General features: G+C 67.2%; 11 protein-coding genes. 7 read left to right on the top strand and 4 right to left on the bottom strand.

Annotated elements, in window-relative coordinates; all coding sequences use genetic code 11:
- The first annotated feature begins 35 nt into the window (after positions 1 to 35).
- The 7 genes from SACAZDRAFT_RS15505 to SACAZDRAFT_RS15475 all read left to right on the top strand — a co-directional run bounded on the left by SACAZDRAFT_RS15505 (position 36) and on the right by SACAZDRAFT_RS15475 (position 5,738).
- Positions 36 to 1,229: a hypothetical protein gene (locus SACAZDRAFT_RS15505; protein ID WP_005443233.1), complete on the top strand. Its 1,194-nt coding sequence runs from the start codon at positions 36 to 38 to the stop codon at positions 1,227 to 1,229.
- A gap of 15 nt (positions 1,230 to 1,244) precedes the next feature.
- Positions 1,245 to 1,586, top strand: a complete 342-nt coding sequence (locus tag SACAZDRAFT_RS15500) for a hypothetical protein (protein ID WP_005443232.1) — start codon at positions 1,245 to 1,247, stop codon at positions 1,584 to 1,586.
- A gap of 35 nt (positions 1,587 to 1,621) precedes the next feature.
- Entirely contained in the window at positions 1,622 to 2,734 is a 1,113-nt protein-coding gene (locus SACAZDRAFT_RS15495; protein ID WP_005443230.1) for a WXG100 family type VII secretion target, read from the top strand.
- Between the two features lie 28 nt (positions 2,735 to 2,762).
- Complete coding sequence (locus tag SACAZDRAFT_RS15490; RefSeq protein WP_005443228.1) at positions 2,763 to 3,407, top strand: 2OG-Fe(II) oxygenase family protein; 645 nt, start codon at positions 2,763 to 2,765, stop codon at positions 3,405 to 3,407.
- A 56-nt stretch (positions 3,408 to 3,463) separates the two neighbouring features.
- A complete protein-coding gene (locus tag SACAZDRAFT_RS15485; protein ID WP_005443226.1) occupies positions 3,464 to 4,150 on the top strand; it encodes a hypothetical protein in 687 nt (228 codons plus the stop codon).
- A 74-nt stretch (positions 4,151 to 4,224) separates the two neighbouring features.
- Positions 4,225 to 4,572: a type VII secretion target gene (locus SACAZDRAFT_RS15480; protein ID WP_005443223.1), complete on the top strand. Its 348-nt coding sequence runs from the start codon at positions 4,225 to 4,227 to the stop codon at positions 4,570 to 4,572.
- A gap of 17 nt (positions 4,573 to 4,589) precedes the next feature.
- Positions 4,590 to 5,738, top strand: coding sequence for a WXG100 family type VII secretion target (locus SACAZDRAFT_RS15475; protein ID WP_005443222.1), 1,149 nt, complete (start codon positions 4,590 to 4,592; stop codon positions 5,736 to 5,738).
- 69 nt (positions 5,739 to 5,807) lie between these two features.
- Here SACAZDRAFT_RS15475 and SACAZDRAFT_RS15470 read toward each other — a convergent pair whose 3' ends face one another.
- The 4 genes from SACAZDRAFT_RS15470 to rpoB form a co-directional block, all read right to left on the bottom strand.
- A complete protein-coding gene (locus tag SACAZDRAFT_RS15470) occupies positions 5,808 to 6,542 on the bottom strand; it encodes a D-Ala-D-Ala carboxypeptidase family metallohydrolase (protein ID WP_005443220.1) in 735 nt (244 codons plus the stop codon).
- A 133-nt stretch (positions 6,543 to 6,675) separates the two neighbouring features.
- The gene (locus SACAZDRAFT_RS15465; protein WP_005443218.1) at positions 6,676 to 7,233 is read right to left on the bottom strand and encodes a DinB family protein; all 558 of its coding nucleotides are present in this window, start codon (positions 7,231 to 7,233) and stop codon (positions 6,676 to 6,678) included.
- A 357-nt stretch (positions 7,234 to 7,590) separates the two neighbouring features.
- The gene (locus SACAZDRAFT_RS15460; protein WP_005443217.1) at positions 7,591 to 11,502 is read right to left on the bottom strand and encodes a DNA-directed RNA polymerase subunit beta'; all 3,912 of its coding nucleotides are present in this window, start codon (positions 11,500 to 11,502) and stop codon (positions 7,591 to 7,593) included.
- 120 nt (positions 11,503 to 11,622) lie between these two features.
- Entirely contained in the window at positions 11,623 to 15,114 is a 3,492-nt protein-coding gene (gene rpoB, locus SACAZDRAFT_RS15455) for a DNA-directed RNA polymerase subunit beta (RefSeq protein WP_005443210.1), read from the bottom strand.
- Positions 15,115 to 15,187 lie beyond the last annotated feature (73 nt).

The following is a 15,187-nucleotide window of genomic DNA, read 5'->3' as shown; positions in this document are numbered from 1 at the left end:
GCGTTCACACCGCACGGTGAACGACGAGGGGGAACATGACTTTCGACGAGGTGCTGCCCGCGATCATCGTCGTCGGCTACGGCATCGCGATCGCGCTCGGCGCCCGCGGCTCCACACTCCGCAAACGGGCGGTGGAGGACGCCGCACAGCTGCCGAGCGCGAGTACCCAACCCGCACCACCCTGGGGAACGGAGCCCCAGCACGGCGCGCCCTGGCCGGGGCACGGTGGGGTCGGCCCAGCGCCGCAACACCCGCAAGGCACCGTCCACCACGGAGCGGTGACACCCGTTCCCGGAACACCTCCGGGCGAGTACGCAGGCCCCGTCCCACCGCATGCTGCTCACCGCCCTGCCGGTCCGACCGATCCCCGATGGGACCGGCAGCCGCCACCGGGCGCCCCCGTTCCCGCGCCACCGCAGCCAGCCATGCCGGACCACGGCCCACAGACGTCCGGACAGACCTTCGAGCCGGCGACGGACATGGCGGTGTCGTCGAGCGAGCTCGCGCTCGACCCACGCCACAAGCTCGGTGGCTGGCTGCTCGCCCTGGCCTGGCTCCTGGGGATCGCGGTCACCGTGCTGTGGATCCAGGCATCGATCGGGCTCTGGGGATTGCTGACGATCCTTCTGGTGCTCGTCGTCCTGCCCAGCGTGGTGGCGTTGACCGCGTCGGCGATCGCTCGCGCGCGCGGCGAAGGCCGGAAGGCATCGGCGCCGGCCCGGATACTGGGCGCACTGTTCGCCGGCTGCCTGTTCGTCGTCTCCGCCGGCATGCTGATCAACGGTTTGTCGTTCCAGCTGAACTTCGCGCAGCACGTCGACGTGCACATCACCGGCACCAAGGACGGCGTCTTCCACAAGAGTGGTCCTCCAGGCCAGCGTCGCACTCGCTACGACCCCAACACGCACGTCCACGGTCACTTCGTCGTCGACGGTGAGGAGCGTAGTTTCCGCGAACGCCGCTGGTACGGGGAACTACCACCCGAACCGGGCGACGTGGTGGGCGGCCGGGTCGCTCCGTTGTGGCCGCGCCCGCTCGTGTTCGACGACGAGTCCGCAGCGGGACTGTTCGAGTTCCTCGTCGCGGGTGGCGCTCTCGCCGGCGGCGGGGTGGTCCTCTACTTCTCTCTCCGGCGTCCACGCAAACAGATCGACGACGCGTCGCCCCCCACCGCGGCGCCCTTCACCGGGGGCCCCGCGAACCCGTCCTCCGTCAACACCGTCACGTAAGGCACCAGGGAAGTCATGAGCGGATACCACGTCGCACCGGAGCAACTCGACGCCTACTCACGCGCGCTGTCGGGACACAGGTCGGCAGTCGAGCGGGTGAAAGGCCTGGTCGACCAGGCCGATGTCAGCGACAAGTCGTGGGGTGTCGTCGGCATCTTCGTCAAGGACCAGTACACCGGGATGCTCGGCGATTTCAACGACCTGCTCGACGATCTGAGCTTCGGACTGCAGTCCGGTTCGGACAAGATGAGAAGCGCCGCCGAGCAGTACCGATCGGCAGAGCAGGAAGCGGAGCGGTCGCTGCGCGAGGTCCTTCTGCGCATCAACGCCGCGAAACTCTCCGACAAGGCAGTCTGACTCGCCCTTCACTTTCTTCGAGGAGTGACAACACCATGAGCGACCCGCTCGGTGGCATCAGCATCAAGAGCGAACCCACCTACGGCGAGCAAGTCGTCGACGCGATCCCGTACCAGGACACCCTGTCCGGCGGCAAGGACCTTGTCAGAAGCGCCTGGGACTCGGTGTCGGACGGTCAGGTCACCGCCGGAGAACTGGGAGCGCTCACCAGCGACGGCGCCGACTTCGTGTCGAGCTGCAAGGACATCGCGCAGGACTTCGCTCTCGACCCGATCGGCACCCTGGTGGGACAGGGGCTCGACTTCCTCATCTCCATCTGCCAACCGCTCCAGGACCTCATCCACCTCGTGTCCGGCGACGGTGCGGCACTGCAGCTGGCCGCGGAGAACTTCGGCTCGATCGGCGAGGGAATCAACGAGTTCGGGCAGCAGTTCGTCGAGGAAGCCGATCGTTTCCTGGCGGGCTGGCAGGGACCGGCGTCCGACGCCGCCGCCGCGAAACTCGCCGAGTTCGCCAAAGGAATCCGCGGGGTCGCGGGTGAAGCGGGGAACATCGCGCAGCTGCTGCACCTCTCGAGCATCGTGATGACGGTGATCGAGGAGTTCATCATCGCGCTCCTCACCGAGTTCATCACCTGGCTCGTCATGATCTGGGTGCCGGCGCTCGCCGCGGCGGGGCCCACCTTCGGCGGTTCGACCGCGGCGGCGGGGAGCGCGACAGCGGTGCGTTCGGTGCAGACCACGAGCACGGCGACCCAGAAAGTGAACTGGCTCCGCAGACTGCTCGACAAGATCAAGGCCATGCTGGGCAAGCTGCGCGACTGGATGGGGCGGCAGGCCAAGACGGTTCGTGAGGCGATGGAGCACAAGCGTTCCGTCGTCAAGAAGGCCACCGACGCGATCGACAACGGGTCCGGCCCGGGTACCTGGTCTCAGCGCCTGCACCACGCGGAGAACGGCATGGTGGGCCAACGGGTCGACGCCGGCTTCGGCAAGTCGATGCGCCAGACCGCCACCGATCACCTGAGTGAGAAGTTCGGCGTGGACGCCTGGAGCGACCATGTCGAGAACGTGAACACGGGCCTGGAGTACGGCGAAATCGGAGAGGACCAGTCCGCGTCGCAGACGTCGCGGCAGCTGGATCTCTGACAGCGGCACCTCGAAAGGAACGGCGCGCGTGGACTGGACGGTGTGGTTGCCGGATCACCCCCTCGGCTGGGGCGTGGTCCTCGTCCTCGTCCTGGGGCTCGGCTGGTGGGGCTGGTGGCGCGCGTCGTTCCTGCTGTTCAGCACCTTCGGTGCCGAGCGTCTGGCACGCGAGCGCAACTGGTTGTTCCGGCACGGCGACGAGGACTTCGGCGACTACCCCACCGCCGAGCAAGCCGACTGGGACCGGTGCCCTCCACCGCCGGGTTCGGTCTTCGAGCTGCTGGGTGACGTGCACGGTTTCGTCTTCCACGTCCGGGAGCAACGCTACCGGCACCGGGGGCTCGCTCTCAGAACCTCGCGCAGCGACTGGCGGTACAGCTACGTCATCACGCTGGCGACGACGTCGCAGCCCTACGGGGGCTTCTTCACCGCCCACCGCACCACTGCGATCACCGACTGGCGTCGAGCGCTCTACCCGGCGTTTCTGGCCTGGGAGCAACCGATCTGTCACCAGTTGAACCACGGGGCGATCGAGTTGCCCCCACACGGCCTCGTGGGTGGAGCCGGCTTCGTTTCGGTGGCACGCCGGTACCGGCGTCTGACGAGACGGCGTCTGCTGGCCGATCTCGACCTTCTCGTGCGCAAGGCCCACCACACGGCACAGCACCAGTAGGCCGCCGTCCGCGTGATGTACTGGCCCCGGCCCGGCCCCGAGCGGAGGAGCAACCGATGACCGTGGTGTACGTCGTGATCCCTCTCCTCATGGTCGCCGCCGTGGTCGTGTGGGTGGTCGGCTCGCGGTCGAGGGCGAAGACGGACGAGCAGCTGCTGGCCGAGCGGAACGCGTTCGCACGGCAGGTCGGCGCCGTCGAGTACCGGGACGGCGGTCGGACGCGGCCGTCCTTCGGCTACTTCCCCACCGAGGGCGCCGGTGAGTTCCCCCAGCCGTTCGACTACGCGGTGGAGTTCACGCGCGGCGCCACCCGGGTCGTGGCGTTCGAGAAACGCACGCGCAAGCACTCACCGGGCGGCACCGTCACTCACCAACTCGCCCACGAGAGCGTCGTCGAGATCCCGGCCCCGTCCACGGCGAGGGTGTGGATCGGGCCGGAACTGCTCGCGGTGCAGAACCTCGAACTGAGGGCACAGCTCGTGCCGGAGCTGACGCTGGGGCGACACCACCGGAAGCTCGTGGTGGCCTCGCCCGACCCGTCGTTCGCGCGTCAGCTCGTCACGCCGGAGACGTTGTCGTGGCTCACGGGCCGGCTCGGTTCCTGGTTCCGCCCCATCGTGCTCGAACACGGCACTCTCCGGACGAACGCCAGGCCGGGTGATCGCCTCACACCGGCCAACATCGTCGGCACGGCCGACGTTCTCATCGAATTCCTCGAACTGCTGTCACCGCGGCTGCGCTGACGGAACCGGCGACGCCTCATTTCGGTCAGAGAAGCGGAAAAGGCGTTTCAGGCACAGTCCGAGGAGAACCAGCCATGGGCGGCGGCTTCAACGTGCAGGTGGAGGCGTTGCGCGGTTACCGCGACGCGCTCGACGACTTCGGCGACCAGGCGAACGAGTTCAAAGACCTCGTCGGTCGCGCCGATGTCGGGAACGAGTCCTGGGGTCTGGTCGGCCTCGCCACCAAAGGCGCCTACACCGAGGCCCTCGGGGAGTTGAACGACCTGCTCGACCGCATGCAACAGGGTCTGTCGACGCTGGGCGACAAATTCAAGACGGCCGCCGACCTCTACGCGGGGAACGACGACCACGGCGCGATCCAGCTCGGCGGCTACGAGGTCGAGATCGACAAGGTCGACGAAGCCCGCCCGGCCGGGGCCTGAGCGAGAGGGCGAGACACATGACCGAGGTCACCGACATCGCGGGCTCCGTCGAACTGAAGGGGGACGCGGACACGTCGTTCGGCGACGCCGCTCTCGACTTCGCCAAGCAGACGCCCGTCGCGAAGCAGGCCATCAAGGGCTACGAGACCGTCACCGACATCTGGCAGGGGCTGCCCGAGGATCCCGACGTCGCGGACATCATGCTGCACGCGGGTGATGTCGTCACCGACGCCGCCGGCTTCACCGCGGAATGCGCGATGGAGGCGGGCATGGCGGTGCTCGACCCCGTGGGCTGGCTGGTGAGCAACGGCCTGAACATGGTGCTGCACCTCGTGACACCGCTTCAGGACGCGCTGCACATGGTGTCGGGTGACGGTCCCGCTCTGAGCACGGCGTCCGACGACTTCGCCGCCATCGGCAACGGCCTGGTGCAGTACGCGGGCGAGTTCGTCCGCGTCGCCGACGAGTCGCTGGCCGAGTGGGAGGGTGAGGCGAGCGACACCGCGCGTCAAGCACTCGCCGACTTCGCCAAGGGCATCGAGGGTGTGGCGACGAGCGCCGGCAGTGTCGCGGAGATCCTCAAGATGTCGTCGATGCTCATGACGGTCGTCGAAGAGGTCATCAAGGCGATCATCACCGAGCTCGTGACGTGGCTGATCTGGATCTGGTTGCCCGCGCTCGCGGCCTCGGTCGTGAGCCTCGGTTCGTCGGTCGCGGCGGCCATGTCGGCGTCGGTCGCGAAGGCCGCGAGCACGTTCTCGCGCGTGACCAGCAAGATGGGCAAGCTCGGCAAGCTCCTCGACAAGATCCTCGAATTCTTCCAGAAGTTCGGCTCGAAACTCGTCGCGCTCGGCGAGAAGCTCGGTGTGCAGCCGAAGAACTACGGCGCGAACGTGCTGGACACGGTGGCCGAGGTGGGGCGCGGGGGCGCGATGAGGACCGCCGTCACGGAGTCGCTGAAGAAGGGCGCGGGCAAGCTCGCGGAGTCCACCATCGGCATCAACCCGACAGGCACGGCCGACAACGGCTACCAGGCGGGCAAGACGGTCGTCGACCACTACGGCAAGCTCGTCGACCATGTCACGAACCTCAAGGACGCCGGTGACAAGGGCGGCATCGGTTCGGGGGCCACGGCGGAGGAGACCCGCGACCTGCTCGACGTCTGACGCCGCTGTCGTCGACGAAGTGCCGCGTTCGGCCCGCGCACGTTCCGCGGGCCGAACGCGGTCAGCGAATCAGATACCGCAGTTGGGAGCCGACCAGGTGGTCGAGCCGACAGCCACGTGCACGTGGTCGTTGTGGTTCGGGTAGCCGGGGCCCAGGATGTTGCTGAAACCGTGGTAGCGGGCCTGCTTCGCGATGGTGCAGAACGAGTGCGACAGGCTGCCGAGATCGACCCCGTCGCCGTACATGTGTCTGCTGCTCGCCGACCCGCCGGCGCGGTCGTTGCAGGCCTTGCTCCGGAAGCCACTGGTCACCCGGACCGGCTTGTCGCCGAGCGCGTGCCGCAGCGCCTCCAGCTTCCACATCGACACGAGCGCGTTCGCCCTGGCCGTCGACGCGGACACCGCACCTCCGGACCAGGTCGAGTTGCACTTGTTCAGCTCGGAGTAGCTGAAGTGGGCAGGCGTGCAGTCGTTGTCCTGAAGTTGGTAGATCTTGTTGAAGGTCTGCGTCCCCGCCACACCGTCGGCGGACAGTCCGTAAGCCTGCTGGAACCGGGTCACCGCGGCCTTGGTGTGCGCACCGTACGAGCCGTCCAGGGCGAGGACGCTGCGGTAACCGGGGTAACCGGACACGCGGATCTGTAGTTGCCGGACGTCCTCCCCCTTCATCCCCTCCTTCAACGTCCGGGTCCACGTGTAGCAGCCGTCCGCGTGCGCGGGTGTAGCCGTCGCCGTGGACATCACGGCGGTACCCGTGATCACCAGCAGCGCGGCGGCCACGAGGCCGGCGATGCGTCTGAGCATGAGAGGTCCCTTCCTGCCGAACGAGGATGTGGAGCACAGCGTCCTGGCCTCTCACCGGGTGTTCAACGGCTCACACCCACTCGGACCACAACATTGGTGGTGCGGTTCGAGAATGCTGATCCGGACGGGGCCGTCAGCTGCCGGTGCCGGACGGGCCGACCGGTGTGGTGACGTCGTTCAGGTGGTGCACCACGTCGTGCAGGATGTAGCGCCCGAACGTTTCCACGGTGAAGCGTGTTCCGTCAGCACGCCGCCCGCTGCGCCGCACAGCGTCGCCCGCGAGGTCGTCCGTGAGCCCGTCCAACCGGGTCGCCGCACGTTCGGCGGCGATACCCAGATCGGTGGCCACGATGGAGGGTTCCTGTTCGTTGTACCGATCGTCGACAGCGGCCCGGTCCTGGTCCCAGTCGTCGTAGACGGGGTCGTCCTCGGTGAGCATCAGCACGAGCCGCTGATCCAGCAGGCGCAGCGCGTCCCGAACATGGCAGGCGTACTCCAGTACCGACCACCGGTCGGATCGTGGCCGCTCACGCAGACGAACGCCGCTGCTGAGCAGTTCGCACCAGGACGCGGCGTTGGCGCGCAGCAGACTCGGCACGTCCGCCCACCGCACGGCACTCACATCGAGCCCGCACTCCGCGCACTGCCGCTGGAGGACCCAGGTCCAGTTCTTCGTGTCAGGAATGATCACCAGCCGATTCTTCTGGACGCTTCCGGCAACGCACAAGCAACGTTCACGGACTGAACCGTCTGCCCGGTGCCCCGTTCACCGTTTCGCCCCGAACCCCCTTGTGGGGCTGGCATAGTGAACCGGCGTTTCCGGGACCGAGAGGGCATCTGAGCGAGGGAGACCTGGCTCAGGCTCTCTCCACTGTCGGCCTGCATGGCGATAGGCATCGGCCTGCTCTTCTGGCCACAGTGGCGTAGTGCCCGCAAGGAACAACGTGAGCACGTCGAAGCACTCACTGCACTCGCCGCGGGCCTGGGAGGCACGGACGAGAAAGCCCCCGACCCACCACAGTGGATCGGGGGCTTTGCTCTGCTCGGCTTACCGGAAGTCGCGACCGAAGTCGTAGTCGTCCAGCGGAACCGCGGCACCGGTGCCGGTACCGAACACATCAGGCGTGTAATAGCCGTCGTCGTAGGACGGGATCGCGTAGGCGGCGACCCTCGCCTCCTCGGTCGGCTGCACCTGGATGTTGCGGTACCGGTTGATGCCCGTACCGGCCGGGATCAACTTACCGATGATCACGTTCTCCTTCAGGCCGATCAGCGAGTCACTGCGGCCGTTGATGGCCGCGTCGGTGAGCACGCGGGTCGTCTCCTGGAAGGAGGCGGCCGACAGCCACGAGTCCGTGGTCAGCGACGCCTTGGTGATACCCATCAGCACCGGGCGACCGGAGGCGGGCTCGCCGCCCTCCGCGACCGCCTGCCGGTTGACCTGCTCGAACCGGGTGCGCTCGGGGAGCTCACCGGGCAGGAACTCGGTCGAACCGGAGTCGATGATCGTCACGCGGCGCAGCATCTGCCGCACGATGACCTCGATGTGCTTGTCGTGGATGGACACACCCTGCGCGCGGTACACCTTCTGGACCTCGTCCACCAGGTGCATCTGCGCCTCGCGGGGACCCATCACGCGGAGCACCTCGTGCGGGTCCGGCGTGCCTTCCAGCAGCGGCTGACCGACGTCGACGTGGTCGCCGTCCGCCAGCGGGCCGTCCGGGGTGATCGCGAGCCGCTGCCGCTTCGACAGCTTGTCGAAGACGATCTCCTCGCTGCCGTCGTCGGGGATGAGCGTGATCTTCCAGAACCGCTCGCTCTCCTCGATGCGCACCCGGCCGTCGACATCGGCGATCGGGGCCTTGCCCTTCGGGATACGGGCCTCGAACAGCTCCGTGACACGGGGCAGACCGGTCGTGATGTCCTCGCCGGCCACACCACCCTGGTGGAACGTACGCATCGTCAGCTGCGTACCCGGCTCACCGATCGACTGGGCGGCGACGATACCGACGGCCTCGCCGACGTCCACCAGCTTGCCGGTCGCCATGGAACGGCCGTAGCAGGTGGCGCAGACACCCATCGCCGACTCGCAGGTCAGGACGCTGCGGACCTTGACCTTGCTGATGCCGGCCTGGATGAGCCGGTCGATCGCGGGGTCGCCGAGGTCGTCGGCGGCGTTGAGCACCACGTTGCCCTGCGCGTCCACCGCGTCGGTCGCGAGGTTGCGGGCGTACACGCTCGTCTCGACGTGCTCGGCCCGCAGCAGACGACCGTCGGGCAGCTCGTCGGCGACGGTCATCATGATGCCGCGGCTGGTGCCACAGTCGGTCTCGCGAACGATGACGTCCTGCGACACGTCCACCAGACGACGGGTGAGGTAACCCGAGTCGGCGGTCCGCAGAGCGGTGTCCGCCAGACCCTTACGGGCACCGTGCGTGGCGATGAAGTACTCCGCCACCGACAGGCCCTCACGGAAGTTGGCCTTGATCGGACGCGGGATGTACTCACCCTTCGGGTTCGACACCAGACCGCGCATACCGGCGAGCGACCGCACCTGGGTCATGTTGCCCGCCGCACCGGACTTCACGATCACCGAGATCGGGTTGTCGTCGGGGAGGTTCTCCTCCATGGCGTTGGCGACCTCCTCCGTCGCCTGGCCCCACACCTTGACGAGCTCGTTGTTGCGCTCCAGGTGGGACAGCTGACCACGCTGGTAGCGCTTCTCGACCTGCGCCGCCCGAGCCTCGTACTGGTCGAGGATCTCCTTCTTCGACGGCGGCACGACCACGTCGGTGATGGCCACGGTGACACCCGAACGGGTGGCCCAGTGGAACCCGGCGTCCTTGAGCCCGTCGAGCGTCTGCGCGACCTGGGTCATCGAGTAGCGCTCGGCGAGATCGTTGACGATCGCGGCCTGGCGCTTCTTCGGCAACGGCTCGTTGATGAACGGGTAGTCCGCCGGCAGCAGGTCGTTGAACAGCACCCGGCCGAGTGTGGTCTCGGCGAGCCACGACTGGCCCGGCTCCCAACCCTGCTCGCGCAGAGCCGCTTCCTGCTGCTTGTTCGGCTGCCGGTCGCGGATGCGGATCTTCACCGGCGCGTGCAGCGACAGCTGCTTGCGGTCGTAGGCCATGATCGCCTCGGCCGGTGAGGAGTACGCCGTGCCCGCACCCTGCGCGTCCTCCTTGAGGCGCGTGAGGTGGAACAGACCGGTCACCATGTCCAGACGCGGCATGGCGAGCGGACGACCCGACGCGGGCGACAGGATGTTGTTCGCCGACAGCATCAGGATGCGTGCCTCGGCCTGCGCCTCGGCCGACAGCGGCAGGTGCACCGCCATCTGGTCACCGTCGAAGTCGGCGTTGAACGCCTCACACACCAGCGGGTGCAGCTGGATGGCCTTGCCCTCGACGAGCTGCGGCTCGAACGCCTGGATACCGAGGCGGTGCAGCGTCGGAGCACGGTTGAGCAGCACGGGGTGGCCGTTGATGACCTCTTCCAGCACGTCCCACACCTGCGGGCGCGCCCGCTCGACCATCCGCTTGGCCGACTTGATGTTCTGCGCGTGGTTGAGGTCCACCAGCCGCTTCATGACGAACGGCTTGAACAGCTCCAGCGCCATGTCCTTCGGCAGACCGCACTGGTGCAGCTTCAGCTGCGGACCCACGATGATGACCGAACGACCCGAGTAGTCGACCCGCTTACCCAGCAGGTTCTGCCGGAAGCGGCCCTGCTTGCCCTTGAGCAGGTCGGACAGCGACTTCAGCGGGCGGTTACCGGGGCCGGTCACCGGACGACCACGACGGCCGTTGTCGAACAGCGCGTCGACGGCCTCCTGCAGCATCCGCTTCTCGTTGTTGACGATGATCTCGGGCGCGCCGAGGTCGATCAGTCGCTTGAGACGGTTGTTGCGGTTGATGACGCGGCGGTACAGGTCGTTCAGGTCCGAGGTGGCGAACCGGCCACCGTCGAGCTGCACCATCGGACGCAGCTCCGGCGGGATCACCGGGATCGCGTCGAGCACCATGCCGCGCGGGTCGTTGCCGGTGGCCTGGAAGGCCGCGACGACCTTCAGCCGCTTCAGCGCACGCAGCTTCTTCTGGCCCTTGCCGCTGCGGATCGTCTCGCGCAGCGACTCCGCCTCGGCGTCGACGTCGAACTCGCTGGCCAGCTTCTGGATGGCCTCGGCGCCCATGCCGCCGGTGAAGTACTCGCCGTAGCGGTCGTACAGCTCGCGGTAGAGCTGCTCGTCGACGATGAGCTGACGCGGCTCCAGCTTGGTGAAGGTCGTCCAGACCTCCTCCAGGCGGTCGAGCTCCCGCTGGGCGCGGTCGCGGATCTGCCGCATCTCGCGCTCGCCGCCCTCCTTCACCTTGCGGCGAACGTCGGCCTTGGCACCCTCGGCCTCGAGCTCGGCGAGGTCGGCCTCGAGCTTCTGCGCGCGCTGCTCGATCTCGGCGTCACGCCGGGACTCGATCGTCTTGCGCTCGACGCTGATCTCGTTCTCCAGCGTCGGCAGGTCGTTGTGCCGCAGCTCGGTGTTCACGCCGGTGATGACGTACGCGGCGAAGTAGATGATCTTCTCGAGGTCCTTCGGCGCCAGGTCCAGCAGGTAGCCGAGGCGCGACGGAACACCCTTGAAGTACCAGATGTGGGTGACGGGCGCGGCGAGCTCGATGTGGCCCATCCGCTCACGGCGCACCTTCGCGCGGGTGACCTCGACACCACAGCGCTCACAGATGATGCCCTTGAAGCGGACGCGCTTGTACTTGCCGCAGTAGCACTCCCAGTCCCGGGTGGGACCGAAGATCTTCTCGCAGAAGAGCCCGTCCTTCTCCGGCTTGAGCGTGCGGTAGTTGATGGTCTCCGGCTTCTTGACCTCGCCGTAGGACCACTGACGGATGTCGTCGGCCGTGGCGAGACCGATCCGGAGCTCATCGAAGAAATTGACGTCCAGCACGTTCTTGCATCCCCTTGGGGTTCATCTCGGGGGTACGGGGTGCGGTCCCGACCCCATCGGTTAGAGGGGTTCGGCTACCCGGTGGGGTCCAGTGGTTGTGGACCCCACCGGGCGGCTGGGTCATTGCACGACGTCGTCCACGGAGGGCGACTCGTTGCGGGACAGGTTGATGCCGAGGTTGGCGGCGGCCCGCTCGAGGTCCTCGTCGTCGGAGTCACGCATCTCGATGGCGGCTCCGTCGGTGGAGAGCACCTCCACGTTCAGGCACAGCGACTGCAGCTCCTTCAGGAGCACCTTGAACGACTCGGGAATGCCCGGCGACGGCATGTTCTCGCCCTTGACGATGGCCTCGTAGACCTTCACCCGGCCGAGAACGTCGTCCGACTTGATCGTGAGCAGCTCCTGCAGGGTGTACGCGGCGCCGTAGGCCTGCATGGCCCAGCACTCCATCTCACCGAAGCGCTGACCACCGAACTGCGCCTTACCGCCGAGCGGTTGCTGCGTGATCATCGAGTACGGACCGGTGGACCGAGCGTGGATCTTGTCGTCCACCATGTGGTGCAGCTTCAGGATGTACATGTAGCCGACCGCCACGGGGTACGGGAACGGCTCGCCGGTGCGGCCGTCGAGCAGCGTGGCCTTGCCGTCGTCGGCGACGAGGCGGTCGCCGTCGCGGTTCGGCTTGGCGCAGCCCAGCAGCCCCGTGAGCTCGTGCTCCCGGGCACCGTCGAACACCGGCGTCGCGGTGTTCGTGCCCGGCTCCACGTCCATCAGCTCCTCGGTCAGGTTCTTCGCCCACTCGGGGTTGCCCTCGACCTTCCAGCCCTGCGAGGCCAGCCAGCCGAGGTGCAGTTCGAGGATCTGACCGATGTTCATCCGTCGCGGCACACCGTGCGTGTTCAGCACGATGTCCACCGGGGTGCCGTCCTCGAGGAACGGCATGTCCTCCACCGGCAGGATCTTGCCGATGACGCCCTTGTTACCGTGCCGGCCCGCGAGCTTGTCGCCGTCCTGGATCTTGCTCTTCTTCGCGACGTAGACGCGGACGAGCTCGTTGACGCCCGGGGGCAGCTCGTCGTCGTCCTCGCGGGAGAACACGCGGACGCCGATGACCTTGCCGGTCTCGCCGTGGGGCACCTTCAGCGAGGTGTCGCGCACCTCGCGCGCCTTCTCGCCGAAGATCGCACGCAGCAGGCGCTCCTCGGGGGTCAGCTCGGTCTCGCCCTTGGGCGTGACCTTGCCGACCAGGATGTCGCCGTCGCGGACCTCCGCACCGATGCGCACGATGCCGCGCTCGTCGAGGTCCGCCAGGACGTCCTCGGAGACGTTCGGGATGTCCCGGGTGATCTCCTCGGCACCGAGCTTGGTGTCGCGGGCGTCGATCTCGTGCTCCTCGATGTGGATCGACGTGAGCACGTCGTCCTGCACGAGCCGCTGCGAGATGACGATGGCGTCCTCGTAGTTGTGGCCCTCCCACGGCATGATCGCCACGAGGAGGTTCTTGCCGAGGGCCATCTCGCCCTTGTCGGTCGACGGGCCGTCGGCGAGGACCTGGCCCTTCTCGACGCGGTCGCCCTCGTCGACCACCGGACGGTGGTTGAAGCAGGTGCCCGCGTTGGTGCGGCGGAACTTGTACAGGCCGTACGTGCGGCGGGTGCCGTCGTCCTGCATGACCGTGATCATGTCTGCCGACAGTTCCTCGACCACGCCGGCTTCCTCGGCGACGATCACGTCACCGGCGTCGACCGCGGCGGCGAGCTCCACACCCGTACCCACGAGCGGGGACTCGGCCTGCAGCAGCGGCACGGCCTGACGCTGCATGTTCGCACCCATGAGGGCACGGTTGGCGTCGTCGTGCTCGAGGAACGGGATCATGGCGGTCGCGACCGACACCATCTGCCGCGGCGAGACGTCCATGTAGTCGACGTCCATCGGGTCGATCAGCTCGACCTCACCGCCCTTGCGGCGACCCAGGACCTGCTCCTCCATGAAGTGGCCGTCCTCGGTCAGCGGCGCGTTGGCCTGCGCCTTGACGAAGCGGTCCTCCTCGTCGGCGGTCAGGTAGTGCACCTCGTCGGTGACCTTGCCGTCGACGACCTTCCGGTACGGGGTTTCGATGAACCCGAACGGGTTAACCCTGGCGTAGGAGGACAGCGACCCGATCAGACCGATGTTCGGGCCTTCCGGCGTCTCGATCGGGCACATCCGGCCGTAGTGGCTGGGGTGCACGTCACGAACGTCCATGCCGGCGCGCTCACGCGACAGACCACCGGGGCCGAGCGCGTTGAGACGACGCTTGTGGGTCAGACCCGACAGCGGGTTGTTCTGGTCCATGAACTGCGACAGCTGGGAGGTTCCGAAGAACTCCCGGATCGCCGCGGTGACCGGACGGATGTTGATCAGGGTCTGAGGCGTGATGGCCTCGACGTCCTGGGTGGTCATCCGCTCGCGGACCACGCGCTCCATGCGCGACAGGCCCACCCGGATCTGGTTCTGGATCAGCTCGCCGACCGTGCGGATGCGGCGGTTGCCGAAGTGGTCGATGTCGTCGGTCTCGACCGGCACCTCGACGTCGCCGACGCGCATGGTCTCCTCGCCCGCGTGCAGGCGGACGAGGTACTCGATCGTGGCGACGATGTCGTCCTCGGTGAGCGTGCCCGTGTCGTACGGCAGGCTCAGCCCGAGCTTCTTGTTGACCTTGTAGCGCCCCACCTTGGCCAGGTCGTACCGCTTGTCCTTGAAGAACAGGTTCTCGACCAGCGCCTGGGCACTCTCCTTCGTCGGAGGCTCACCCGGCCGCAGCTTGCGGTGGATGTCGAGAAGCGCCTCGTCCTGGGTGGCGGTGGAGTCCTTCTCCAGGGTCGCGAGCAGCGTCTCGGAGAAGGAGAAGCGCTCGCGGATCTGCTCGGCGGTCCAGCCGAGCGCCTTCAGCAGCACAGTGACGGGCTGGCGACGCTTCCGGTCGATCCGGACACCGACGGTGTCGCGCTTGTCGACGTCGAACTCGAGCCACGCACCGCGGCTCGGGATGATCTTGACGCTGAAGACGTCCTTGTCCGTGGACTTGTCCACGGACTGGTCGAAGTACACGCCGGGCGAGCGCACGAGCTGGGACACGACGACACGCTCGGTGCCGTTGATGATGAACGTGCCCTTGTCGGTCATCACGGGGAAGTCACCCATGAAGACCGTCTGGCTCTTGATCTCGCCGGTGTTGTTGTTGACGAACTCGGCGGTGACGAACAGCGGCGCCGCGTAGGTCATGTCCTTGTCCTTGCACTCCTCGACGGAGGCCTTGACCTCGTCGAAGCGTGGGTCGGAGAAGGACAGGGACATCGAACCGGAGAAGTCCTCGATCGGGGAGATCTCGTTCAGGACCTCCTCGAGACCGCCGACCGGGTTCTCCTCACCCTCGTTGACGGCGCGTTCGTACCACGCCTCCGAGCCGGTGAACCATTCGAACGACCTGATCTGCACGTCAAGCAGGTGCGGGGTGTCGAGCGGCTCGCGAATCTCCCCGAAAGAGACTCGCTTCGGTGCTCCAGGAACACCCGTTGACGGTCGATTCGAGTTGGTCGCAGCAGTGGCCTGGTTCGCGGGAGAGACTGCCAAGATGCGTCCTTCCGGGGACATAGCTGGTTGAGCAGCCGCGCTAGCAACTCGTAACGCGGACTGTCAAGGGTGC

Origin of the sequence: Saccharomonospora azurea NA-128 (genome assembly GCF_000231055.2) — a bacterium.
Taxonomy (GTDB): Bacteria; Actinomycetota; Actinomycetes; order Mycobacteriales; family Pseudonocardiaceae; genus Saccharomonospora; species Saccharomonospora azurea.
Note: the sequence above shows the minus strand (reverse complement) of the source record. Positions and strands in the feature narration are given on the sequence as shown.